Source organism: Nitratireductor sp. GCM10026969 (genome assembly GCF_042660605.1).
GTDB lineage: Bacteria > Pseudomonadota > Alphaproteobacteria > Rhizobiales > Rhizobiaceae > Chelativorans.
This window is the reverse complement of record NZ_JBHSUM010000072.1, coordinates 1-21,025: the sequence shown is the minus strand read 5'-3', so window position 1 is coordinate 21,025 and position 21,025 is coordinate 1. Positions and strand designations below refer to the sequence as shown.

Sequence of the window (21,025 nt, the reverse complement as noted above, 5' to 3'; positions counted from 1 at the left end):
CCGGCCCGGGCTGCGCGGCAGGTCGGGCCCGGCAAGGCCCGCCGCGACGTCCTCGGCGCTTCCCGACAGGTTGAAGTCGACCTGACGGCCGGTGGTGTCGTCGAAGACAAGGATGTTCTCTTCCCGCCCATCCCGTTTCAAGGTCAGCGCAACGTCGAGCCGCGTGCCGGCGGCGACACGCCGTTCGCCCTCGAATGCGGTGCAGGTCGTTTCCCGGTCGCTGGATGGCATCTCCGTCTCCTTTGTTTCCCCAATTATACCCGGGTGAAATATGGCGGCAATATTGCCCGGGTAAAAATCGATTCCGCGCCGCGCGATCCTGTGCTACGCGGAGGCGGTTGAGCGACGGAGGATCGCATGAAGGAACTCCTTCTCCTGCGCCATGCGAAGTCGAGCTGGGACGATCCGTCCCTGGACGATTTCGACCGCCCGCTGGCACCGCGCGGGCGCAAGGCGGCGCCGCTGATGGGCAGGACCATGGCCACGCGTGGCTGGGTGCCGGACCGTGTTCTGGTCTCGGCCGCGCTGCGCACCCGCCAGACTTGGCGGCGGGTCGCGCCGGCGCTGGGAGAGGGGGTGCCGCAGGCCGAACACGACAAAGACCTCTACATGGCCTCCGCCGCGCGCATCCTGAAACTCATCAACGGTGTCCCGGCGGATACGCGGCGGTTGCTCGTCGTCGGGCACAATCCGGGCATCGGCGATCTGGCCCTTCATCTGGCGGCACCGGACTCCGATCCCGCAGCTCTGGCGTGCATGGAAGCGAAGTTTCCCACCGCGGCGCTCGCACATTTCACCTTCGCGCAGCCATGGTCGGCCCTTGAAGCCCGTTCTGCGCGGCTGACGGCATTCCTGCGTCCGAAAGAGCTCGCCTGAGCGCCGGCAAGGGCAACCGGATTGCCTCGGCCGGCCTGTCATGCCCTATGTCAAGTTCCTGCGGCGCTCCAGCTCCGCCTCGGACGGCTCTTGCATTGCGAAGGAGCCGGTCTTGACCGTGCCGTCGCGGACATACCTGCACATGATGACTCCGGTGCCGGACGTCTTGGAACTGACGAGCCTGAAGCCGGCGGGCACGACGCCGTTGCCGAAGAGCCTCTTTCCCTTCCCCAGGACGAGGGGGAAGATCGAGACGAAAAGCTCGTCGACCAGATCGTTCTTCAACAGGGTCTGCAGGAAGTCGGTGGATCCTTGCGTGAGCAGGTTCGGCCCGTTTTCGCTCTTGAGCATGCGCACGGCGGCGACCGCGTCCGGGCCAAGCGTTTGGCTGTTCCGCCAGGCGAGCTTCAGGTCGGGATTGCGGGTGGCGACGTACTTGTTGATCTTGTTGAACAGCGCGCCGATCGGGTCGCCGGGCTCCACATAGGGCCAGTGCGCGGCGAAGATGTCGTAGGTCCTGCGGCCAAGCAGGAGATCGAAGGGCTCGCCGAACATGTCGTTCATCACGGCGTCTCCCAGCGCTTCGTCGAAGAGCGGGGCCACCCAGCCGCCGTAGCGGAATCCGCCCGTCGGATCTTCCTCCGGCCCTCCGGGTGCCTGCATCACGCCGTCGAGGCTCACGAACGCTCCGGTAACGATCTTTCTCATGGCTTTTCTCTTCTCTTGCGTGTTGACCTTGCACCAGGACGTCCGAAGCCGCGGCGATCCGACAGGGGCGAGGAAAAACCGCCACCCGCCTCTCCTGACAGCCTCGTGTCAGCAGCCGTGCGGGGTGCCCTGGCGGCGGCGCATTCGTGACTATCGCCCCCTTTCATTCGCGCGCGCAATTCTCCATATTCGGCCACATGGCCAACTCCTCCGACAAGAAGCATGGCGGCTTCGCCGAGTCGCCGCAGCCCCCGCTTTCGGGCGCCCCGCTGCCCGGCACCATCTCGGATTGGGCCGAGGAGATCACGCGGGAGGCGGAAAAGCCGGTGAAGCCGAAGAAGAAGATTCCCGAGCGTTCCGCTGCGCCGGGGAAGACGGCGCGCGGCACCTCGATGGGCGGTGCGGCCTCGGCCAAGGAGCGCACCGCCGCCGGCCTCAACCCCGTCGCCGGCCTCGACGTTTCGCTGGAGGAGGCGGAGGGCCTGACGGCGGGCGGCGTGACGGCCACCGTCGCCGCGCTTTCCAGGCTGATCGAGGGCGGCGACCCTAACCTGAGATCCAGCTGGGTACCGCACCGTCCGCCGCGCCCGGAAAAGTCCGAAGGCGGCATTCCCTTCCGCATGGCCTCGGAGTATCAGCCGGCCGGCGACCAGCCGACGGCCATCCGCGACCTCGTCGAAGGGGCCAACGAGAACGAGCGCACCCAGGTGCTCCTCGGCGTCACCGGCTCCGGCAAGACCTTCACCATGGCCAAGGTGATCGAGGAGACGCAGCGCCCGGCGCTCATCCTCGCCCCCAACAAGACGCTCGCCGCACAGCTCTATGGCGAGTTCAAATCCTTCTTCCCGGACAACGCGGTCGAGTATTTCGTCTCCTATTACGACTATTACCAGCCGGAGGCCTACGTCCCGCGCTCGGACACCTATATCGAGAAGGAATCGTCCATCAACGAGCAGATCGACCGCATGCGCCACTCGGCCACGCGCGCTCTGCTCGAGCGCGACGACGTCATCATCGTCGCCTCCGTCTCCTGCATCTACGGCATCGGCTCGGTCGAGACCTACACGGCCATGACCTTCCAGATGGCGGTGGGCGACCGGCTCGACCAGCGCCAGCTCCTCGCCGACCTCGTCGAACAGCAGTACAAGCGCCGCGACGCCGACTTCCAGCGCGGCTCCTTCCGCGTGCGCGGCGACACGATCGAGATCTTCCCCGCCCACCTGGAAGACCGCGCGTGGCGCATTTCGCTGTTCGGGGACGAGATCGAGCAGATCACCGAGTTCGACCCGCTGACGGGCAAGAAGACCGACGACCTGAAATCGGTCAAGATCTACGCCAACTCGCACTACGTCACCCCGCGCCCGACGCTCAACCAGGCGATCCGCTCCATCAAGGCGGAGATGAAAGAACGCCTCGTCGAGCTGGAGCGCGCCGGGCGCCTGCTCGAAGCCCAGCGCCTCGAACAGCGCACCCGCTTCGACCTCGAGATGCTGGAGGCCACCGGCTCCTGCGCCGGCATCGAAAACTATTCGCGCTATCTCACCGGGCGCGCCCCCGGCGAGCCGCCGCCGACGCTCTTCGAATATGTGCCGGACAACGCGCTGGTGTTCGTCGACGAATCCCACGTCACCATCCCGCAGATCGGCGGCATGTATCGCGGCGACTTCCGCCGCAAGGCCACGCTCGCCGAATACGGCTTCCGCCTGCCGTCCTGCATGGACAACCGCCCCTTGCGCTTCGAGGAGTGGGACGCCATGCGGCCGAGCACCATCGCCGTCTCCGCCACGCCAGGCAACTGGGAGATGGAGCAGTCCGGCGGCGTCTTCGCCGAGCAGGTCATCCGCCCCACCGGCCTCATCGACCCGCCGGTCGACATCCGCCCGGCCAAGAGCCAGGTCGACGACGTTCTGGGTGAAATCCGCGAGACCACGAAAGCCGGCTACCGCACCCTTGTCACGGTGCTCACCAAGCGCATGGCTGAGGACCTCACCGAATACCTGCACGAGCAGGGCATCCGCGTGCGCTACATGCATTCCGACATCGACACGCTGGAGCGCATCGAGATCATCCGTGACCTGCGGCTGGGCACCTTCGACGTGCTGGTCGGCATCAACCTTTTGCGCGAGGGCCTCGACATCCCCGAATGCGGCATGGTCGCCATCTTAGACGCCGACAAGGAAGGGTTCCTGCGCTCCGAGACCTCGCTGGTGCAGACCATCGGCCGCGCCGCGCGCAATGTCGACGGCCGCGTCATCCTTTATGCCGACAACGTCACCGGCTCCATGGAGCGCGCCATCGGCGAGACCTCCCGCCGCCGCGAGAAGCAGCTCGCCTATAACGCGGCCAACGGCATCACGCCGGAATCGATCCGGAAGAACATCGGCGACATTCTCGGCTCCGTCTACGAGCGCGACCATGTGCGCGCCGATCTCAAGGGCGCTGCGGGCGAGGACCTCAACAATCTGGTTGGCAACAACCTCCAGGCCCATCTCGAGCATCTCGAGAAAGCCATGCGCGATGCCGCCGCCGATCTCGACTTCGAGGAGGCCGCCCGCCTGCGCGACGAGATCAAGCGCCTGCGCGAGACCGAGCTCGCGGTCATGGACGACCCGCTCGCCCGCGATGCCGGCGTGGAGAACACACAGAAGAGCCGGCGCGAGAAGGCGAAGAAGGGTAAGCCCGGCGGCCGGCCCCCACAGCCGGGAGGAGAGGGCGTCACCCCCTCCACTTCGTCATCCTCGGACTCGACCCGAGGACCCATGCCCGAGAAGAACCGGCCGTCCGCCGACGCTTCAGAAAGCTCCCTCTTCCATAAGCCAGACCTCGACGAAATGGGCACCGCCGGCGCCCACGCTGAGCCCACCGGCCGGAGCCTCTTCCGCAAGAACACGCTCGACGAGATGACCGTCGGCCGCACGGAAAAGCCGATGGGAAAGGCGAAGCCGACCCATCCTCTCCCTGAGGAGGCGCAAAACACCGTCTCGAAGGACGAGGGTGACGTCTCCATCCGCCGACACAAGCCCGGCGCCGGCTCCTATGAAGACCCGGTGGAGGAACGCGAGCGCCGCCGGCGCCCGAAGAAGACGGGCCGCCCCGGCCGGTAGCCGCCTCGCGCGGAGTTCAAAAGCGCGGCTGACATAGGCCCATTGCCAAGGTGCATGGCTGCTGCGGCGGACGTTGCCGGTCCTCGGGCTCGCAATGGCGGCGCAGCATGGGCAGAACGCCGTTCGACGGAAGATCGCGCGCCGCCGGCAATGCTGCACCGACATGAAGATTCTGATCACACCCTTGTCGGATGCACGGCGCCTCCTGCGTCCTCGGACCGTCAACCAACCGGAAGGAAGTTCCCATGTCCTACGTCGATGGTTTCCTGGTCGCCGTGCCGAAGGCCAATCTCGAGACCTACAAGGAAATATCCCGCAAGGCCGGCGAGGTCTGGATGGAATATGGCGCGCTGTCTTACGTCGAAACGGTGGCCGACGACGTGCCCTACGGCGAACTCACCTCCTTCCCGCGCGCCGTCCAGGCCAAGGATGACGAGATCGTCATCTTCGCCTGGATCACCTATGAGAACCGCGCCGCCCGTGACGAGATCAACGCCAAGGTCATGGCCGACCCGCGCCTGGGAGGCGAGGAGTGGAAGGACGTCTTCGACGGAAAACGGATGATTTTCGGGGGATTCGAGACTGTGGTGGAGATGTAGAGGGATTGTAACGGGAGGGCCCGCTACCATTCCCTATCCGCGAGACGGCACGTTCTCTTTGGAGCCGGCGGTCGTGAAGGCGCCGTTGAGCCCCGTATACGTCTTGGCGATCGGATAGGCGAGGTCGCCGTGCTTACTGGTGGCGAGGCCGCAGGCGACGAGGGCTTCGACGAATTTCACGGCCACGGTGACGCCGTCGATCACCGGGACCCCGATGTCGCGCTCGATCGCCTTGGCAAGGTCGGCCATGCCGGCGCAGCCGAGCACGATGGCGCCCGCCTCGTCCTCGTCGCGGGCGCGCCGGCACTCTTCCGTGATGATGCGGCGGGCATCGGAACGCTCGTCTTCCAGCGCCAGCACCTCGAGTTCGCAGGCACGGATCCTGCGGCAGAACGGCGCCATGCCGTAGGCCTGTGCAAGGTGGTGGGCGATGACCTTGGTACGTCCGAGCGTCGTCACCACCGAGAAGCCGGTGGCGAGGAAGCTCGCCGCGTGCATCGCCGCCTCGGCGATGCCGAGCACCGGTCCGGACGCCACCTCACGGGCGGCGAGCAGGCCCGGATCGCCGAAGCAAGCGATGACATAGCCGTCCATGCCGTCCGTTTCGCCCCTGCGGACTTCCTCGAGGAGCGCGGCGGCGGCGATCGCCTCGTCGTAATGTCCTTCGATCGAAACCGGCCCGTATTCCGGGTTCACCGCGATGATCTCGGTGCCCGGCCCGGCGACGGCACGGGCGGCAGCGCCGATCTTCGCCGTCATGCTGGCGGTCGTGTTGGGATTGATCACCTTGATGCGCATGCGCGCGTTCTCCGGATATTGGTTCCAAGGATGGCGCCCCGGCGGACGAACCCGCCGGAACGCGTCTTCTCGTCAGGCGCGGAAGCGCTGCGCCGGGCCCCAGTATTGCATCAGGAGCCAGTAGATCAGCCCGGCGGGGATGAGGCTCGCATACCAGGATACCGCCGAGAAGGTCAGCGCGACGACCGCGCCGATCAGCGAAGCGATGATCGCCGCCCAGTTGACGCCGCGGTAGGGGCCGGCCTCGTCGTAGAACTTGGTGACGTCCAAGGTGCGCTTGCGCACCAGGTAGTAGTCGACCACCATCACCGCGAAGATCGGACCGAGGAAGGCCGAATAGGTCTGCACGAAGATCTGCAGGCCGGCCGCACTCTCGTCCTTGACCAGTTCCCAGGGGAAGGTGGCGAAGGCGAGGAAACCGACGATCACGGTCGAGAGCTTGAAGGGCAGCTTGAAGATGTCCATCAGCACGTAGGTGGGCGGGATGACGTTGTTCAGGACGTTGGTGGTGACCTGCGCGAAGGCGATGAAGAGCAGCGTCACGATCAGCAGCGGCTTGTTGTCGACGGCATTGGCGAAGACCTGGATCGGGTCGGTGACGCCGGTCGCGCCGGAGACCATCAGCCCGATCAGGCCCATGAACAGCGTCACCGGCAGGATCGACATCGAGTAGATGGTGACGAGCAGGCTCGGCGGGGAGCCGTGCATGTGCTCGCGCGAATAGTCGCTGACGTTCAGGATCATCGTCGAATAGATGCCGAGGAACAGCATCGTCGCGCCCCAGAACGGCAGGCCCCAGGTGCCCTCAACGTTGACGAGATTGGCGGTGATCTCGGCGCCGAAGCGGTTGATGACGCTGACGAACATGTAAATCAGCGAGCAGAGGATGAAGACCGCGCCGATGTTCTCGAGCCACTTGATGCCCTGGAAGCCGAGCACCGAAAGGCCGATCTGCAGCAATTGGAAGATGATGAACCAGGCCACGAGGTTGTCGAAGCCGAACATGGTGGCGGTCACCGCGTTAAGTGCTCCCGCCCCGATCCAGCTCTGAAAGCCGTACCAGACGATGGCCGGTAGCGCGCGCACGATCCCGGGGAAGCGGGTGCCCGTGAAGCCGAAGGCGCTGCGCGCCTGGACCATGAACGGAATGCCGTATTTGTAGCCGGCGGCACCGTTGATCGTCAGCGCGATGCCGATGACCAGGCAGCCGATGGCGATCGCAAGGGTCGCCTGCAGCAGGTTGAGCGTGCCGACGATCGACGAGCCCATCGTGAAGGTGCCGATGGAGACGCAGCCGCCCATCCAGGCGAGCAGGTAGGACGTGCGCCCCATGATCCGGGTCTGCTGCGGGGCAAGCGATTCCTCTCCAATGTTCTTGCTCTGCACGCCGATTTCAGGCGGCGCCGCAAGATCCTGAGCATTTGCCATTCGATTTCCTCCCTAATGCCCCGCCGGGGCGATTTCGACCGGGCTGGCATGCTCCTCCTTCCAGCCACAGCACTCCCGCGGAAGATCGCCTGCCGTTCAGGCGACCGTCAACAATATTGTTGACATTGCTTTTCTATATTGTCAACAATCTTTGAGCTCATAGTGGACAACTCCAAACATCGCCGCTATCGCTGTTCAAAACATCGTCTCCCGAGAGAATTTCATGCTGACGTCGAAATTGAACGCGTCGTCACCCACCGAGGCAATTTACGAACGCATCTGGAGCGCCATCGCCGAGCGCAATCTGCGCCCAGGCACACGCCTCAAGGAAGAGCAACTGGCGGAGATCTTCGCGGTAAGCCGGGCGCGGGTCCGGTCCGCACTTGCCGCCCTTGAACGTGACGGCCTTGTCAAACTGGTTCCCAACCGCGGAGCTTTCGTCGCCGAGCCGACGATTGAAGAGGCCCGGGACGTTTTCTTTGCGCGCGCCACCATCGAGGGAAGGCTCGTCGAGCGGCTGTGTGCAAATGCGGGCACCGAAGCAATCGGCCGCCTCAAGGCCTATGTCGCCGAGGAACGGGCCGCTGCGGAGCGCCGCGACAGGGCCGCCGCAATCCGGCTTTCAGGCGGCTTCCACCTGCTCATCGCAGAACTTGCCGGCTCGCCATACCTGTTCGAGGTGTTGCGGGACCTTGTCTCCCGGACCTCGCTCATTACGGCCATGTACCAGCCCCAGAGCGAACAGGACTGCGGACCCGACGAACACGAGGAGATCGTCGCCATGATTGGCCGTGGCGACGCCGAGGCCGCCAAGCGCGCCATGGACCACCATCTGAACCATATCGAGCATCAGTTGAACCTCGAGCAGAGTGACGAACGCCCCCGCCAGCTGCGAGAGATACTGTCTCGATAGCAGCTTGGAAGAGAATCGGGATTCGACCGAGCGCACCGCCCGGCGAAGAAGAAGACTGATATCCGCGACTGGCGGACTGCTGCGTGCAGCCCTACGAAAGCTCGGCAATGCCGGAGCCGTGTGGCCGCCTTTACTCCTCCGGCTCTGTCTCGAACCGAAGCGGATATCCTTGCCGCTGCCCCGCGTCCGTCGCCCGCGTCGCTTTCGTCTCGGCCACGTCCTTCGGAAACACCGCCACCACGCAGGCGCCGCGGCGGTGGGCGGTGATCATGACGCGGTAGGCCTGGTCTTCGGAAAGGTGGAATTCCACCTTCAGCACCTTCACGACAAACTCACGCGGAGTGAAGTTGTCGTTGAGCAGGATGACCTTGTGCAGGCGCGGGCGCTCGACCTTGGGTCTGACTTTCACGCGCGGTTTGGTGGTGGTGTCGCTCATCGGAAAACCCTCTCCGCTGCCGGCGGGCGGGGCGCGATATGATAATCGCACGCTGTCGCCCGTTGGTCCAGACGGGCCGCGGGCGGCGGAACACCGCGCTCAAGGTTCAGCCAACTCGCGTGTAGCGATAGCGGTCGAGGATTTCTCGGTGCAGGAAGCCGCCGGCGGATTCGGCGGATTTGAAACGGGCGAAGACCTCCCGCGGTACGCCGTGGTAGACATAGACGCCGCCGCTGGCAAAGGTGACCTCGAGCGCCTGCCGGCCGGCGCAGTAGCGGATGGCGCGCACGGCGGTGGAATCGGGAAAGCGGGTCCTTTCGACCTGTGCCACGGCTTCGACAACCCCGGTTGCCTCGTCCGGCAAAACTGCCGGAAACGCGCATGGTTCCACCGCGCCGCCGGCGATGCAGCGCGGGAAAATCGTCGGGATCGCCGCCGGGCCTCTCCTATCCGGCGTCTTCGAGCCCGGCCTGCACGAGGCCGAGCGGCGTGCGCCGGCCGAGCGACCATGAGCGCATCACACGGCTGGCCACCCTCTCGCGGTTGACCTGATCGGCACGGTCGATACCAAGCTCCGCACAGACAGCTTCAACTGCACTGCGGATTTCGGCCAGATCCTTGGCGTCATAGACACCCACATTGGCCATTCCGGACGTTTGCATGCCCGGTCTCCTTCAACCTGTGCGCTGTCGAACGCCTGTCCCTTCTCCGGGCCGGTCTATCGCCGGCAGCAGGCGGTGCGCCTCACCTTGTCGTCCGCTTCTCGGGAGCGGTCATCATGGCAGCATGATGCACGAATGTGGCGGGCACGTGAAGCTATTTTGATTCGCTTTTGACGCCGTCAAGAGAAAAGTGCTGTACGCTGCGCGTTATCCATCGGAAAAAGAATGGGCCGCTTTGGCGAGCATGCGCGGCGGGGAACGAGTGCCGTCGCTCTCACTTTCCCTTGCGCTTCCATCCGGAATAGAATTGTTGTCACAAATGCCGGATAAGCGTTGCTCGCGGTTGAAAATGAGGGATCTGATTCGATGAAAATTGCTGTTCTGGGCGGCGACGGTTTCGTCGGCTGGCCGACCTCCCTTCACCTGTCCGCAAGGGGCCACGACGTCCACATCGTCGACAATCTCTCGCGCCGGTGGATCGATACGGAGCTCGGCGTTCAATCCCTGACTCCGATGGATTCCATCCAGGAGCGAACCCGCATCTGGCACCAGGAGACCGGGCGGCGCGTCCATTTCCACCTGATCAACCTCGCCAGCGAATACGAGGTGCTGAAGGCGTGGCTCGCCGCCGAGCGGCCCGACGCCATCGTCCATTTCGCCGAGCAGCGCGCCGCGCCCTATTCCATGAAGAGCGACCGGCACAAGAACTACACGGTCAACAACAACGTCAACGCGACGCACAACCTCTTGAACGCGCTGGTGGAGATCGATCTCGACGCGCATCTGGTGCATCTTGGCACCATGGGCGTCTACGGCTATTCCTCGGTGGGGGCGGCCATTCCCGAGGGCTACCTGCCGGTCGGCGTGGAAACGCTTTCCGGCGAGACCGCCACACAGGAGATCCTCTATCCCGCCAATCCGGGTTCCGTCTACCACATGACCAAGTGCCTGGATCAGCTCCTGTTCCAGTTCTACGCCAAGAATGACGGGCTCAGGATCACCGACCTGCACCAGGGCATCGTCTGGGGTACGCACACGGAAGAAACGCGGCTGCACACGCAGCTCATCAACCGCTTCGACTATGACGGCGATTATGGCACGGTCCTGAACCGCTTCCTCATCCAGGCGGCGATCGGTTATCCGCTCACCGTCCACGGCACGGGCGGGCAGACGCGCGCCTTCATTCACATCCAGGATTCGGTGCGCTGCATCGAGCTGGCGTTGAAGAGCGCGCCCAAGCGCGGCGACCGCGTGAAGATCTTCAACCAGATGACGGAAACGCACCGCGTGCGCGACCTCGCCGAACTCGTCGCCGGGATGACCGGCGCCAAGGTCGCCTATCTCCCGAACCCGCGCAAGGAGGCGGCGGAGAACGATCTGGTGGTCCGCAACGAGCAGTTCCTGGAACTCGGACTCAATCCCACCACGCTTCAGGAAGGGCTTCTGGCCGAAGTGGTGGACGTGGCGAAGAAGTACGCTTACCGCGTCGATCGCAGCCGCATCCCATCGGTCTCGGCCTGGACCAAGGACATCGCGCCCACCATCGAGCGCGACCCGGAGGGCAAGCGGCTGAAGAGCGTGGGGTAGAGGTATAAAGCTCAATGCTGCTGCGTAGGCGCCCCTCGGCTCCATGCGACAGGTGCTGCCGATGACCAATGCGCGCCGCGCTTATGTCACTCTCGTCACCAATGCGGATTTCGCCAAGGGGGCGACCGCGCTGGTGCGCTCACTGAAGCTGAGCGGCACGCGGGCGGACATAGTCGTCATGCACACGGGCGGCGTCGGTGAAGCGGACCTTGCGCCGATCGCGGCGCTGGGTGCGACTCTGAGGCAGATCGAGCTGCTGCCGACCTCCGATGCCTTCAACGCACGGCATGCTCGCGAGGAGATCCACGGGCGCAATCCCTTCACCAAGGGCGAGAAGCCGGCGTTTCATACCCCGCTCGACAATTTCGCCAAGCTGAGGCTGTGGCAGCTCACCGATTACGAGCGCGTGGTCTTCATCGATGCCGACGCCATCGTCATCCGCAATATCGACCGGCTGTTTTCCTATCCGGAATTTTCCGCCGCGCCCAACGTCTATGAAAGCCTTGCCGATTTCCACCGGCTGAATTCCGGCGTCTTCGTCGCGCGGCCCGCGCAGCAAACCTTCGCAACGATGCTGGAGCGCCTCGACCGGCCGGATGCCTTCTGGCGGCGCACCGACCAGACCTTCCTCCAGTCCTTCTTTCCAGACTGGCACGGCCTGCCGGTCTTCTTCAATACGCTGCAATATGTCTGGTTCAACCTGCCCGAACTCTGGGACTGGTCCTCTGTGCATGTCGTGCACTATCAGTATGAAAAGCCCTGGCAGGAGGGGCATGCCAAGGAACAAAGGCTGAGACCGCTGATCGATCTCTGGCGGGCCTATTATACGGGCGAGGGCATTCCCGATCCGACCGGACTGGAGAACCCGCCGAGTTCGGCATGAGCAAGACAAGGACCATCGTTACCGGCGGCAGCGGCTATGTGGGCCGCTTCGTGGTCGAGGATCTGCTCTCGGCCGGTCACGCGGTGACGGTGACGGGGCGCCGGCCGCCACCTGCGGGCCTCTTTTCCGCGCCGGTGGATTTCCAGCCGCTCACGCTCGGACCGGAAGGCGCTGCCGGTGTGCCGTTCGCCGGCGCCGACTTCCTCGTGCACGCGGCCTTCGATCATGTGGCGGGGAAGTATCGCGGCGGGGAGGGGGACGATCCGGACGGTTTCCGCCGGCGCAATCTCGACGGCAGCATCGCCTTGTTCGAAGCGGCGAGGGCGGCGGGCGTCCGGCGTGCGGTCTTCCTGTCGAGCCGTGCCGTCTACGGCCCGCGCCCGTCCGGCATATGGCTGGACGAGGTGGATGAGGCACGGCCCGATACGCTCTACGGCCGGGTAAAGCTCGCGGCGGAGGAGGCGCTGGCGGCCCTTGGCGGCGAGGGGTTCCAGGGCATCAGCCTGCGTGTGACGGGTGTCTATGGACCTTCCGGCCCCGGCCGCCCCCACAAATGGTCAGGCCTCTTCGGGGACTATCTCGCCGGACGCGCCATCACGCCGCGTGCCGGCACCGAAGTGCACGGACGCGACGTCGCCGCCGCGGTGCGGCTGGTTTTGAGCCTCGGAGCCGGCACGACCTACAACGTGTCCGATCTGCTCGTCGATCGGCGTGACATTCTGGCGGCCGTCAAACGGATCAGCGGCAGCCCTTTTCCGCTTCCGCCAGCGGCGGACAAGCAGGCCGTCAACCCCATGCGCACCGACAGGCTGCGTGCGCTCGGCTGGCAACCGGGCGGGGAGCAGCTTCTGGAGAAGACGATCGAACAGCTCGTGTCGCGCGCGTGACGGGCCAATCCCGGGCGATTGGCCGAGCGTTTCGGCGTTGAGGTGAAAACGTTGATGGTGGAGTTCTCAAATTGATTCCGGATATGCTGCCAGCATATTGATCCCGAATCGGAAATTGCCGGAGGCTGCCGTGATTGAAGTCGGGCCCAAACCACGCGGTGAACTGACCTTGCGCACCCCGGCAATGCCGCGGGACGCCAACGCTGCGGGCGATATTTTCGGCGGCTGGGTCATGGCCCAGATGGATTCCGCCAGCGGCGTCCGCGCCGCCGACCGTGCGCGCGGGCGGGTGGTGACGGCGGCAGTCAAGGAGATGGCCTTCCGCAAGCCGGTGAAGATCGGCGACACGCTGTGCGTCTACACCGATGTGGTGCGGGTCGGCCGCTCGTCGATGACCTTGCGGGTGGAGGCCTGGGCGCAACGCTACCTGTCGGACGTGATGGAGATGGTGACCAGTGCCGAGTTCGTGATGGTGGCGCTCGACGCTACGGGCAGGCCGACGCCGGTGCCGCCCGAGGAGTGATCAGGCCTGCTGCTGCCGATCGAAGCGCGCTCGTGCCGCTTCGATCCGTTCGCGATTGGCATTCACCCATTCGGCCAGGGCTTTCACGGGCACCAGGAGCTCGCGTCCCAGGTCGGTCAGCTCGTATTCCACGCGCGGTGGTATGGTCGGGTAGATCGTCCGTGTGACGAAGCCCTCGCGCTCGAGATTGCGCAGGGTCGTGGTCAGCATCTTCTGCGAAATGCCGTCGACGGCGCGCCGAATTTCGTTGAAGCGCATGGTGCCTTCGCCGAGAAGCCGCACGACCAGAACCGACCACTTGTCGCCGACGAGGCTGAGGATTTCGTGAACCGGCCGGCAAGCCTCGTTCTGATGCCCGATACCGATCGAGCTGTTTTCGGCAAGGGCAGTCGCCTCTACGTGACCGGGTTTCAAAAAAGTGCCTCCTTGTGCGGTCGTCGGTTACCAATATAGCGTCGGTATCCAGTCGTTACCACCCGGAACGGAGAATCGACCAATGACGAAACTGAAGACAGGCATCATCATAGGCTCGACGCGCGAGGGCCGGTTCGCGGAGAAGCCGGCGGCCTGGATATACGAGCTGGCGCGGCAGCGCGACGAGCTGGATGTCGAGCTCGTGGACCTGCGCGACTATCCGATGCCGTTCTTTGACGAAGCGGCTTCGCCCATCTACGGTTCTCCCGGAAACGAGCATGCGCAGAGATGGGGGAAGAAGATCGCGTCGCTCGACGGCTTCATCTTCACCGTCGCCGAATACAACCGCGGGCCGACTGCGGTTCTGAAGAACGCGCTCGACTATGCCTATCGCGAGTGGAACAACAAGCCCGCCGCCTTCGTCGGTTATGGCGGTGCCGGCGCGGCGCGCGCGATGGAGCAACTGCGCCTGCATGCGATCGAGCTGCAGATGGCGCCGATCCGCACGGGCGTCCACATCCTGCTGCCCGACTACATGGCGATCCACACCGGTGAAAAGCCGCTTGCCGCGATCGAACACCTGAACCAGGGCGCAGGCGCCATGCTCGACCAGTTCGTCTGGTGGGCGAAGGCCCTCAAGGCGGCGCGTAACGAGACGGCCGCGGAGCCGAAGGCCGCGTAGATACAGGCAAGCCCTACGCGGGTGGGGCAGAGATCCCACCCGCTTGCAAGCCGGTCACCCTTCCGCCTCGCCCTCCCCAGGGCCTTCCACCTTCCTGGCCAGCACACGGTCGATGCGCCGCCCGTCGAGATCGACGATTTCGAAGGACCAGCCCATCACCTCGACGACGGCGCCGGTCTTGGGCAATTCCTGCGTATAGGAAAGAAGGAAACCGGCCAGCGTGGTGTAGCTGCGCTCTTCGGGCAGATCGATGCGCAAGTGGTCGGCCATCTCGTCGGCGGGCATCAGGCCGGGCAGAAGCCACGACCCGTCCGGGCGGTGCACGACATCGGTTTCGCCTTCCTCCAGATCCGCGCGGAAAACGCCGGCGATCGCCTCCAATATGTCGGCCGGGGTGATGATGCCTTCGAAGCTGCCGTATTCGTCGTGCACGAGCGCCATCGGCAACTCGGCTTCGCGCAGCATGGTCAGCACGTCCAGCGCGCCGGCGAAGTCGTGCACGACGGGCACCTGGTGAACGTATCGGCGCGGATCGAGCGCTTCCCCGGACAGTTCCGCCGCCAGCAGTTCGCGCGTATTGACGACGCCGATCAGGTGGTCCACGGACCCTTCGCCGACCGGCACCCTGGTATGGTTTGTGTTGCGCAGCGCTTCGGATATCTGATCGGCACTTGCGGTGATATCCAGCCAGTCGACATCGCCGCGCGGCGTCATCAGGGCGCGGGCCTTGCGGTCGGCCAGCCGCATGACGCCGCCGATCATGCGCCGTTCGGCCGTCTCGATCGTGCCCGTATGTTCCGCCTCGGCTATCAGCGTGCGGATCTCTTCATCCGTCACGCGGCGCGAGGTCTCGGTGTTCTGGCGAAGCAGGGCGAGGACGGCGTTCCCGGACGCGTCGAGGAGCCAGACGAAAGGCAGGGTGATGCGGGACATCATCAGCATGAAGGGCGCCACGCGGGCGGCGATCGTCTCGGCATGCCGGAGCGCGAGCTGCTTCGGGACGAGCTCGCCGATGACGAGGGAAACGTAGGTGATCAGCGCCACGACCACCCCCACGCCGGCCGGATTGGCGAGCGAAGCGGAGACGCCGAGGCTCATCAGCCAGTCTGCAAGGCGCACGCCGATGGTCGCGCCGGAAATAGCGCCGGACGTGACGCCGACCAGCGTGATGCCGATTTGTACGGTCGACAGGAACCGGCCGGGGTCGGCCGAAAGTTCCAGGGCGCGCCTGGCGCCATGTTCGCCCTTATTGCTGCGCGCCTGCAGCCGCGCCCGGCGGGCGGAGACGACGGCAAGCTCCGACATGGCCATGAAACCGTTGAAAAGAATCAGGGCGAAAAGAATGATGATTTCAAGGACGAGCATAAGGGCCCCATACCACTTGCAGGCGCGGGTGGCGAGAACATGGTTGCATTCATGTAGGGTCTCTGCCGCTGCCGGCTACCGGCAGGCACGGTAACCGTTCCGCCGGTCCTTGATATCGAAGTGGAAGTGATCGGCGTGATCGGCGTCGTAGCCGGGACCGAGCACGGTCGTGAAGTAGCGGCAGCCGTCGGCGCGGACTTTGTTGAGCAGGCCCCTCTGCCGGAACGCGAAGAAGCCGGGGCGGCGCACGTCGATCTCCCTGCCGTTTTCGAGCGTGATGCTCATCACGTCCAGCGCGTTGCCCTTTGCATGCTCGGAGGCGACACCCGTGCCGCGGATGCGCCGGCACGAGTAGCTGGAGCCCTGGCGGATGGTGTCGATGCCGGAGAGATAGCGCATGCGTGCGGCAGGCGCGAGTTCGCTCTTCGTCCAGCGGGCGAAGGCGACGGCCATCGGGCAGTTCAGCGTGGCGGCCGGTTTCATTTTGATGCCGCCGGAAAGTCCGCTCACCTCGACCGGATGGTCGATCCGGCACGCGCCGCCGTCGTCGATCGGAGCAAGATCGCGATAGTCGACGCCGAGCCGTTTGAGCTCTCTTCGGCAGGTCGCTTCCCCGGGCGGCATCGCGGCGGTGGGCGCGCGCGGCATCGTGAAGCGCGGATAGCTCGTCATCATCGGGTTGGAGGGGACCAGGTTCTGCAGCCCGCCGCCGCTGATCGCGGCCGTCCGGGTTCCCACATCCACCTCCGGACGCAGAACCGAGTCCACGGAACAGGCCGAAACGGTTGCCATCACAAAGGCCGTCAGGCCGGTACGCAACGCAGGGGCGAACCGCCGACACGGACTCCTATGCTTGACGAGATTCAAAATCACTGCTGCCCACCATTTGCCGACGGCCGACGGCCGGCGCAAGCTTCCGTCACGACGGGCGAGCGTAGTGCCGAAGGGTAAAGGAAAGATCAGCGTCCATGTTCAGGCCTGTGGCCGAAATGGGGCGCTCACCGGCAATAGGGTGAGCGCCGCCGCTTCATATCGAAATGAAAATGGTCGCCGTGGTCGGCATTGGTGCCGGGGCCGAGAACGGTCGTGAAGATGCCGCAGGCAGCGTTGCGGATCTCCTTTTGAAACTTTGCTTCCGCGCTGCCGGCATCATGTTTCTGTATGTTCACCGTTCGGCCCTCGGTCAGGACAATCGCGGCGACATCGAGCGCATTGCCGAAAGCATGCTGGGAGATGTTCTTCGAACCGTTGATCCGGCGACAGACGTAGCCGGAGGCCTGGTTGACGGCCGATATGCGCGCGTCGAAGTGTCTTTCGGCTGCCGCCATGCCTGCGTTCTGAAATAGCCGGGCAGCCGCGCGCGCGGTGCGGCAGTTGATGACGGCCGGCGGCTGCAGGTCTATGTCCGGGGCGAGCGTGGTCACCTTCAAGGGAAACGGTACCGCGCAGCCGTTCGCGCCCTTTAGTGGTGGGACCGCCGTGAACGCGACACCAAGGTCCCGGAGGTTCTTACGGCATGCCTTCTCCGGCGAGGGGATAGGCCCGTCGCTTTCGCTGTGCAGCGCTTCCTCACGCCATGCGGGAATGGGAGCCTGGTCCGGCAGTTCGACATCGAAGGCCATGAGGGCCATGGATGCAACGGAAAGGCGGACGACATGGAGAACGGAGGACGTAAGGATGAGGCGCATGGGATCAATTTTCTAGTATTGATTGCGTTAAAAATAGCGCACAACCTATAATAGGTGGTTAAGCGCCAATGGCTGCCAGTCCTTCCTCCAGCCAGTCCCCCAGCATGGGCATGCTGAGAAGATAAGCCGCCAGACGTCCGTTCACCCGCTCGCGCGCATCGGTAACCGCATCCGACCACTCCGCCACCTCGTAGTCGCCGCGCCCGATCCAGGCGATGGCGAGAAGCTCGGCAGCCTCATCCACGTTCAGGTCGGCAACAAGTTCCCGGAATTCTTCCTCCGTAAGATCCTCCTCTTCCTCCTCGGCCAGGCCGTCATGGTGGTGCTGGTCGCCCTCGCGGCCGAACTCGACCTCGTGTTCATGGCCGCCGTCATAGTCGCTGTTGAGGGCTGCGGAGAAGGTGCGCGCCTTGGCTGCCAGCATCCGCACGGTGTCGGCGTCCAGGCTCAGTTCCCATTGCCGCTCGACCGATCTTTTCATCCGCCGCTTCCTTGTCCGGCGGGATCATACCTTATCTTGCGGCTGAATTGTGCAAGGCTTTGCTTGTGTCAGGAGGTCAGGCGCCGGGCGCGCAGGGCGGGCACGACTTCGACCAGCAGGATGGCGGACAGGATGAGCCCGCAGCCGGCAAGGCCGGTCGGCGGCAGCCGCTCGCCAAGGAACACGGCGCCGAACAGCGCCGCGAAGACCGCTTCCGTGGAGAGGAAAATGGCTGCCTGCGGGGCGGTCGTGTAGCGCTGGCCGACGACCTGGAGGGTAAAGGCGATGCCACCGGAGAAGATGCCAGCATAGAGGATTTCCGGCAGGGCGGCGCGAATGGCCTCAATATCGATCGGTTCGATGAGAACGGCGATCGCCAGGGCAACGAACGCCGTGACGGCGAACTGCGTCACCGCCAGCGTGACGGGACGCCCCGAGCGCCCCGCGCTGCGGGCGATATAGATCACCTGGAGCGCCCAGAAGGCGGCGCACAGGATGTTGAGCCAGTCGCCGGCCACGAAAGCCACCGCCCCGCCGCCCGACAGCAGCCATATCCCCGCCAGCGCGCATAATGTGGCGGGCCACAGGACCCGGTGCGGCCATTGCCGGAAGAGAAGGACGCCGAAGAACGGCACCATCACCACATAGAGCCCGGTCAGAAAGCCGGCATTGGTGACCGTCGTGGTCAAGAGCCCCACCTGCTGGGAGGCCATGCCGGCAAAAAGAAGCAGGCCGACCAGAGTGAAGGCACGCCAGTGCTGCGCGTTGAGCGGTGCCGGTGCACGCGCGCTTTCGCGCAGGGCGAAAGGCAGGATGGCAAGGGTGGCGATCGCAAAGCGCAGTCCGATGAAGAGGTACGGTCCGATCGCGTCCATCGCCGTCGACTGGGCGACGAACCCCATGCCCCACATGGCACCGGCGGTAAGCAGAAGCAGATTTGCCTGGAAACGGGTCATGGAGTGCACGCGAAGATTGAACCGTCCGCGCTCATAGCGGTTTTTCCGGCCCGCGCAACCCGTCAGGCCGCCTGAAGTGAGTGGGCCAGTGTGACGCCCCGGCTCATCTGCCGCGCGAGATGCGGATGATGCGTCCGTTCGACGAATCGGTGAGGAGCCAGACGGATCCGTCCGGCGCGACTTCGACGTCCCGCAGGCGCCCGAAGGCGCCTTCGAACAGGCGCTCCTCCCCCGCGATCTCGCCGATGCCGCCGCGCTCGAGCCGCGCGAGAAGCTGGAAGCTCAGCGCTGCCACCAGAAAATCGCCCTGCCATTCGGGAAACATGCTTCCGCTGTAGACATCCATGCCCGACGGCGCGATCGAGGGATCCCAGTAATATTCCGGCTGCTCGTAGCCGGGGGCCTCGGTGCCCCGTCCGATTGTCCGTCCGGAATAGTGGCGGCCGTAGGAGATGACGGGCCAGCCATAATTCTTGCCGGCTTCCGGCTGGTTGATCTCGTCACCGCCGCGGGCCCCGTGCTCCACCGTCCACAGCGAATTCGTCGCCAAGTCGAAGACGGCACCCTGGGGGTTGCGATGGCCGATGGACCAGATCTCCGGCGCGGCATCCTCCCGCCCGACGAAGGGGTTGTCTTCCGGCACGCTGCCGTCAGGGTTGATGCGCAGGACAGAGCCTGCATGGTCCGCCGGATCCTGGGCGCGCTGCATTGCACCGCCGTCGCCGATGGTGAAGAAGAGCGTGCCGTCCGGAGCGGGGACGATCCGCGAACCGAAATGCCGGCCCGCCGACGTTTTGCGGCTCATCGAAAAGATGGTCTCGACGTTTTCCAGACGTGCCTGTCCGTCCTCGCGTACAAGGCGCGCGCGGGCGATCGCCGTGCCTGCGCCACCTCGTCCGGGCTCGGCATAGGACAGGAAGATCGTCCCGGAGGTCTCGAAGTCGGGCGCGCGGACGACATCCAGCAGGCCGCCCTGGCCGACGACGGCCACTTCGGGAACGCCGGCTATAGGGGCGGAAAGGGCGCCGTCGGCGAAAAGGCGCAGGGTGCCGCTCCTTTCGGTCAGAATGGCGGTGCCGTCGGGGAGGAAATCAATTCCCCAGGGATGATCGAGCCCGTCGGCGAGCGTCTCGGCGCGCAGTGTGAGGCCGCTGGCCTGAAAGATCTGCGCCTTCGCCGCCAATGGTGCGGCAGCCGCCAGCAGTGCAGCCAGTACGAGTCGCGTCATCCCGTGTCCCCCTTCGTCTGCCCTATCCGTTTCGATCATAGGACGACAATCTGGAGCGGCCAAGCCATGCATCCTGCGGCCTGCTGCCCCGGCCATGACGGTTGAATCGTTTTGCCGGCAAGGTTGCGATTTCCGACGAAAACGCGAATTTTAGCGTGAAAATGCCGCAAAGATTGCTATATTTCGGCGGAGTCAAACGAGCGGTTCCGTTGGCCGAGGCTTTCGGACCGTTTTCTTTTTGTGTGCCTTCACGGCCGGGCGAGATCTCGGCGCGGCGCATGAAAGTGAGGAAGGTGATACGACATGAACAAGGTCCCGATGACCCTGGGCGGGTATGATTCGCTTAAGGAAGAGCTGCGCTGGCGCCAGCAGGAAGAACGTCCGCGCATCATCGAGGCGATCGCCGAGGCGCGCGCCCACGGGGACCTTTCCGAGAACGCCGAATACCATGCGGCCAAGGAGGCTCAGAGCCTGAACGAGGGCCGCATCAGCGAGTTGGAAGACCTCATTGCGCGCGCCGAGGTGATCGACGTCAAGAAGCTGTCCGGCGACACCGTGAAATTCGGCGCCACGGTCGTCCTCGTGGACGAGGATACCGACGAGGAGAAGACCTACCAGATCGTCGGCGATCAGGAGGCGGACGTGAAGTCCGGCCGCATCTCCATCTCCTCGCCGATCGCGCGGGCGCTGATCGGTAAGGGCGTGGGCGATTCGGTCGAGGTCAACGCGCCGGGCGGCGTGCGCGATTATGAAGTCCTGCGCGTCCAGTACGGCTGAGCATGCCGCGCGCGGCCGTGACGGCGGGCG

At 64.8% G+C, this 21,025-nt stretch carries 24 protein-coding genes; 10 read left to right on the top strand and 14 right to left on the bottom strand.

What is annotated here, in order from left to right; genetic code table 11:
- Nucleotides 1-231, bottom strand: a 231-nt coding sequence (locus ACFP9U_RS15060) for a DUF2239 family protein (RefSeq protein WP_378622618.1), incomplete at its 3' end; no start/stop codon positions are given.
- A 126-nt stretch (nucleotides 232-357) separates the two neighbouring features.
- Here ACFP9U_RS15060 and ACFP9U_RS15055 point away from each other — a divergent pair.
- Nucleotides 358-876, top strand: a complete 519-nt coding sequence (locus ACFP9U_RS15055) for a SixA phosphatase family protein (protein ID WP_378622617.1) — start codon at nucleotides 358-360, stop codon at nucleotides 874-876.
- A gap of 45 nt (nucleotides 877-921) precedes the next feature.
- On the opposite strand, the gene ACFP9U_RS15050 is transcribed toward ACFP9U_RS15055, so the two are convergent.
- Complete coding sequence (locus ACFP9U_RS15050) at nucleotides 922-1,584, bottom strand: dihydrofolate reductase family protein (RefSeq protein WP_378622616.1); 663 nt, start codon at nucleotides 1,582-1,584, stop codon at nucleotides 922-924.
- Between the two features lie 197 nt (nucleotides 1,585-1,781).
- On the opposite strand from ACFP9U_RS15050, the gene uvrB reads away from it, so the two are divergent.
- Nucleotides 1,782-4,688 carry an excinuclease ABC subunit UvrB gene (gene uvrB, locus ACFP9U_RS15045; RefSeq protein ID WP_378622622.1) on the top strand — a complete coding sequence of 969 codons (2,907 nt, stop codon included), beginning with the start codon at nucleotides 1,782-1,784 and terminating at the stop codon, nucleotides 4,686-4,688.
- 245 nt (nucleotides 4,689-4,933) lie between these two features.
- Complete coding sequence (locus ACFP9U_RS15040) at nucleotides 4,934-5,287, top strand: DUF1428 domain-containing protein (RefSeq protein WP_378622615.1); 354 nt, start codon at nucleotides 4,934-4,936, stop codon at nucleotides 5,285-5,287.
- Nucleotides 5,288-5,320: 33 nt separating this feature from the next.
- Here the strand turns inward: ACFP9U_RS15040 and ACFP9U_RS15035 are convergent, their stop codons facing one another.
- Both ACFP9U_RS15035 and ACFP9U_RS15030 read right to left on the bottom strand, forming a co-directional pair.
- Nucleotides 5,321-6,085, bottom strand: a complete 765-nt coding sequence (locus ACFP9U_RS15035; protein ID WP_378622613.1) for an aspartate/glutamate racemase family protein — start codon at nucleotides 6,083-6,085, stop codon at nucleotides 5,321-5,323.
- Between the two features lie 72 nt (nucleotides 6,086-6,157).
- Nucleotides 6,158-7,513, bottom strand: coding sequence for an NCS1 family transporter (locus ACFP9U_RS15030; protein ID WP_378622612.1), 1,356 nt, complete (start codon nucleotides 7,511-7,513; stop codon nucleotides 6,158-6,160).
- A gap of 223 nt (nucleotides 7,514-7,736) precedes the next feature.
- Here ACFP9U_RS15030 and ACFP9U_RS15025 point away from each other — a divergent pair, with 223 nt between their 5' ends.
- Nucleotides 7,737-8,426 (top strand): GntR family transcriptional regulator, encoded by a 690-nt coding sequence (locus ACFP9U_RS15025; protein ID WP_378622610.1) that lies wholly within the window; start codon nucleotides 7,737-7,739, stop codon nucleotides 8,424-8,426.
- A gap of 130 nt (nucleotides 8,427-8,556) precedes the next feature.
- Here the strand turns inward: ACFP9U_RS15025 and clpS are convergent, their stop codons facing one another.
- The 3 genes from clpS to ACFP9U_RS15010 all read right to left on the bottom strand — a co-directional run bounded on the left by clpS (nucleotide 8,557) and on the right by ACFP9U_RS15010 (nucleotide 9,524).
- Nucleotides 8,557-8,862, bottom strand: a complete 306-nt coding sequence (gene clpS, locus ACFP9U_RS15020) for an ATP-dependent Clp protease adapter ClpS (protein ID WP_378622609.1) — start codon at nucleotides 8,860-8,862, stop codon at nucleotides 8,557-8,559.
- A gap of 106 nt (nucleotides 8,863-8,968) precedes the next feature.
- On the bottom strand, nucleotides 8,969-9,193 hold the full coding sequence (locus ACFP9U_RS15015; RefSeq protein ID WP_378622607.1) for a KTSC domain-containing protein: 225 nt from the start codon (nucleotides 9,191-9,193) through the stop codon (nucleotides 8,969-8,971).
- Between the two features lie 115 nt (nucleotides 9,194-9,308).
- Nucleotides 9,309-9,524 carry a hypothetical protein gene (locus tag ACFP9U_RS15010; RefSeq protein ID WP_378622605.1) on the bottom strand — a complete coding sequence of 72 codons (216 nt, stop codon included), beginning with the start codon at nucleotides 9,522-9,524 and terminating at the stop codon, nucleotides 9,309-9,311.
- Between the two features lie 366 nt (nucleotides 9,525-9,890).
- Here ACFP9U_RS15010 and ACFP9U_RS15005 point away from each other — a divergent pair, with 366 nt between their 5' ends.
- The 4 genes from ACFP9U_RS15005 (at nucleotide 9,891) to ACFP9U_RS14990 (ending at nucleotide 13,404) form a co-directional block, all read left to right on the top strand.
- A complete protein-coding gene (locus ACFP9U_RS15005) occupies nucleotides 9,891-11,111 on the top strand; it encodes an NAD-dependent epimerase/dehydratase family protein (protein WP_378622604.1) in 1,221 nt (406 codons plus the stop codon).
- A gap of 61 nt (nucleotides 11,112-11,172) precedes the next feature.
- Entirely contained in the window at nucleotides 11,173-11,994 is an 822-nt protein-coding gene (locus tag ACFP9U_RS15000) for a glycosyltransferase (protein WP_378622602.1), read from the top strand.
- A complete protein-coding gene (locus tag ACFP9U_RS14995; protein WP_378622600.1) occupies nucleotides 11,991-12,881 on the top strand; it encodes an NAD-dependent epimerase/dehydratase family protein in 891 nt (296 codons plus the stop codon). Before ACFP9U_RS15000 ends, ACFP9U_RS14995 begins: the two co-directional genes overlap by 4 nt.
- A 184-nt stretch (nucleotides 12,882-13,065) precedes the next feature.
- The gene (locus tag ACFP9U_RS14990; protein WP_322452155.1) at nucleotides 13,066-13,404 is read left to right on the top strand and encodes an acyl-CoA thioesterase; all 339 of its coding nucleotides are present in this window, start codon (nucleotides 13,066-13,068) and stop codon (nucleotides 13,402-13,404) included.
- Here ACFP9U_RS14990 and ACFP9U_RS14985 read toward each other — a convergent pair whose 3' ends face one another.
- Nucleotides 13,405-13,818, bottom strand: coding sequence for a winged helix-turn-helix transcriptional regulator (locus ACFP9U_RS14985; protein ID WP_378622599.1), 414 nt, complete (start codon nucleotides 13,816-13,818; stop codon nucleotides 13,405-13,407).
- A gap of 82 nt (nucleotides 13,819-13,900) precedes the next feature.
- Between ACFP9U_RS14985 and ACFP9U_RS14980 the strand changes: the two genes are divergently transcribed.
- Entirely contained in the window at nucleotides 13,901-14,500 is a 600-nt protein-coding gene (locus ACFP9U_RS14980; protein WP_378622597.1) for an NADPH-dependent FMN reductase, read from the top strand.
- Between the two features lie 54 nt (nucleotides 14,501-14,554).
- On the opposite strand, the gene ACFP9U_RS14975 is transcribed toward ACFP9U_RS14980, so the two are convergent.
- From ACFP9U_RS14975 to ACFP9U_RS14950, 6 genes are all read right to left on the bottom strand, one after another.
- Nucleotides 14,555-15,865 (bottom strand): hemolysin family protein, encoded by a 1,311-nt coding sequence (locus ACFP9U_RS14975; RefSeq protein ID WP_378622595.1) that lies wholly within the window; start codon nucleotides 15,863-15,865, stop codon nucleotides 14,555-14,557.
- Between the two features lie 75 nt (nucleotides 15,866-15,940).
- Nucleotides 15,941-16,657, bottom strand: a complete 717-nt coding sequence (locus ACFP9U_RS14970; RefSeq protein WP_378622620.1) for an extensin family protein — start codon at nucleotides 16,655-16,657, stop codon at nucleotides 15,941-15,943.
- A 206-nt stretch (nucleotides 16,658-16,863) separates the two neighbouring features.
- The gene (locus tag ACFP9U_RS14965; protein ID WP_378622593.1) at nucleotides 16,864-17,553 is read right to left on the bottom strand and encodes an extensin family protein; all 690 of its coding nucleotides are present in this window, start codon (nucleotides 17,551-17,553) and stop codon (nucleotides 16,864-16,866) included.
- A gap of 58 nt (nucleotides 17,554-17,611) precedes the next feature.
- Entirely contained in the window at nucleotides 17,612-18,034 is a 423-nt protein-coding gene (locus ACFP9U_RS14960; RefSeq protein ID WP_378622592.1) for a DUF3775 domain-containing protein, read from the bottom strand.
- Between the two features lie 68 nt (nucleotides 18,035-18,102).
- Nucleotides 18,103-18,990, bottom strand: coding sequence for a DMT family transporter (locus ACFP9U_RS14955; RefSeq protein ID WP_378622590.1), 888 nt, complete (start codon nucleotides 18,988-18,990; stop codon nucleotides 18,103-18,105).
- A 103-nt stretch (nucleotides 18,991-19,093) separates the two neighbouring features.
- The gene (locus tag ACFP9U_RS14950; protein WP_378622589.1) at nucleotides 19,094-20,218 is read right to left on the bottom strand and encodes a PQQ-dependent sugar dehydrogenase; all 1,125 of its coding nucleotides are present in this window, start codon (nucleotides 20,216-20,218) and stop codon (nucleotides 19,094-19,096) included.
- A gap of 303 nt (nucleotides 20,219-20,521) precedes the next feature.
- Between ACFP9U_RS14950 and greA the strand changes: the two genes are divergently transcribed.
- Nucleotides 20,522-20,995 carry a transcription elongation factor GreA gene (gene greA / locus ACFP9U_RS14945; protein ID WP_378622587.1) on the top strand — a complete coding sequence of 158 codons (474 nt, stop codon included), beginning with the start codon at nucleotides 20,522-20,524 and terminating at the stop codon, nucleotides 20,993-20,995.
- The last annotated feature ends 30 nt before the right edge of the window (nucleotides 20,996-21,025 follow it).

Coding starts and splice junctions, on each gene's coding strand:
- ACFP9U_RS14975 (WP_378622595.1), bottom strand. CDS start 15,865: ATGCTCGTCCTTGAAATCATCATTCTTTTCGCCCTGATTCTTTTCAAC.
- ACFP9U_RS15000 (WP_378622602.1), top strand. CDS start 11,173: ATGACCAATGCGCGCCGCGCTTATGTCACTCTCGTCACCAATGCGGAT.
- ACFP9U_RS15050 (WP_378622616.1), bottom strand. CDS start 1,584: ATGAGAAAGATCGTTACCGGAGCGTTCGTGAGCCTCGACGGCGTGATG.
- uvrB (WP_378622622.1), top strand. CDS start 1,782: ATGGCCAACTCCTCCGACAAGAAGCATGGCGGCTTCGCCGAGTCGCCG.
- ACFP9U_RS14980 (WP_378622597.1), top strand. CDS start 13,901: ATGACGAAACTGAAGACAGGCATCATCATAGGCTCGACGCGCGAGGGC.
- ACFP9U_RS15040 (WP_378622615.1), top strand. CDS start 4,934: ATGTCCTACGTCGATGGTTTCCTGGTCGCCGTGCCGAAGGCCAATCTC.
- ACFP9U_RS15030 (WP_378622612.1), bottom strand. CDS start 7,513: ATGGCAAATGCTCAGGATCTTGCGGCGCCGCCTGAAATCGGCGTGCAG.
- ACFP9U_RS15055 (WP_378622617.1), top strand. CDS start 358: ATGAAGGAACTCCTTCTCCTGCGCCATGCGAAGTCGAGCTGGGACGAT.
- ACFP9U_RS14995 (WP_378622600.1), top strand. CDS start 11,991: ATGAGCAAGACAAGGACCATCGTTACCGGCGGCAGCGGCTATGTGGGC.
- greA (WP_378622587.1), top strand. CDS start 20,522: ATGAACAAGGTCCCGATGACCCTGGGCGGGTATGATTCGCTTAAGGAA.
- clpS (WP_378622609.1), bottom strand. CDS start 8,862: ATGAGCGACACCACCACCAAACCGCGCGTGAAAGTCAGACCCAAGGTC.
- ACFP9U_RS14970 (WP_378622620.1), bottom strand. CDS start 16,657: ATGGCAACCGTTTCGGCCTGTTCCGTGGACTCGGTTCTGCGTCCGGAG.
- ACFP9U_RS14965 (WP_378622593.1), bottom strand. CDS start 17,553: ATGCGCCTCATCCTTACGTCCTCCGTTCTCCATGTCGTCCGCCTTTCC.
- ACFP9U_RS15035 (WP_378622613.1), bottom strand. CDS start 6,085: ATGCGCATCAAGGTGATCAATCCCAACACGACCGCCAGCATGACGGCG.
- ACFP9U_RS14955 (WP_378622590.1), bottom strand. CDS start 18,990: ATGACCCGTTTCCAGGCAAATCTGCTTCTGCTTACCGCCGGTGCCATG.
- ACFP9U_RS14950 (WP_378622589.1), bottom strand. CDS start 20,218: ATGACGCGACTCGTACTGGCTGCACTGCTGGCGGCTGCCGCACCATTG.
- ACFP9U_RS14960 (WP_378622592.1), bottom strand. CDS start 18,034: ATGAAAAGATCGGTCGAGCGGCAATGGGAACTGAGCCTGGACGCCGAC.
- ACFP9U_RS15025 (WP_378622610.1), top strand. CDS start 7,737: ATGCTGACGTCGAAATTGAACGCGTCGTCACCCACCGAGGCAATTTAC.
- ACFP9U_RS15005 (WP_378622604.1), top strand. CDS start 9,891: ATGAAAATTGCTGTTCTGGGCGGCGACGGTTTCGTCGGCTGGCCGACC.
- ACFP9U_RS15010 (WP_378622605.1), bottom strand. CDS start 9,524: ATGCAAACGTCCGGAATGGCCAATGTGGGTGTCTATGACGCCAAGGAT.
- ACFP9U_RS14990 (WP_322452155.1), top strand. CDS start 13,066: ATGCCGCGGGACGCCAACGCTGCGGGCGATATTTTCGGCGGCTGGGTC.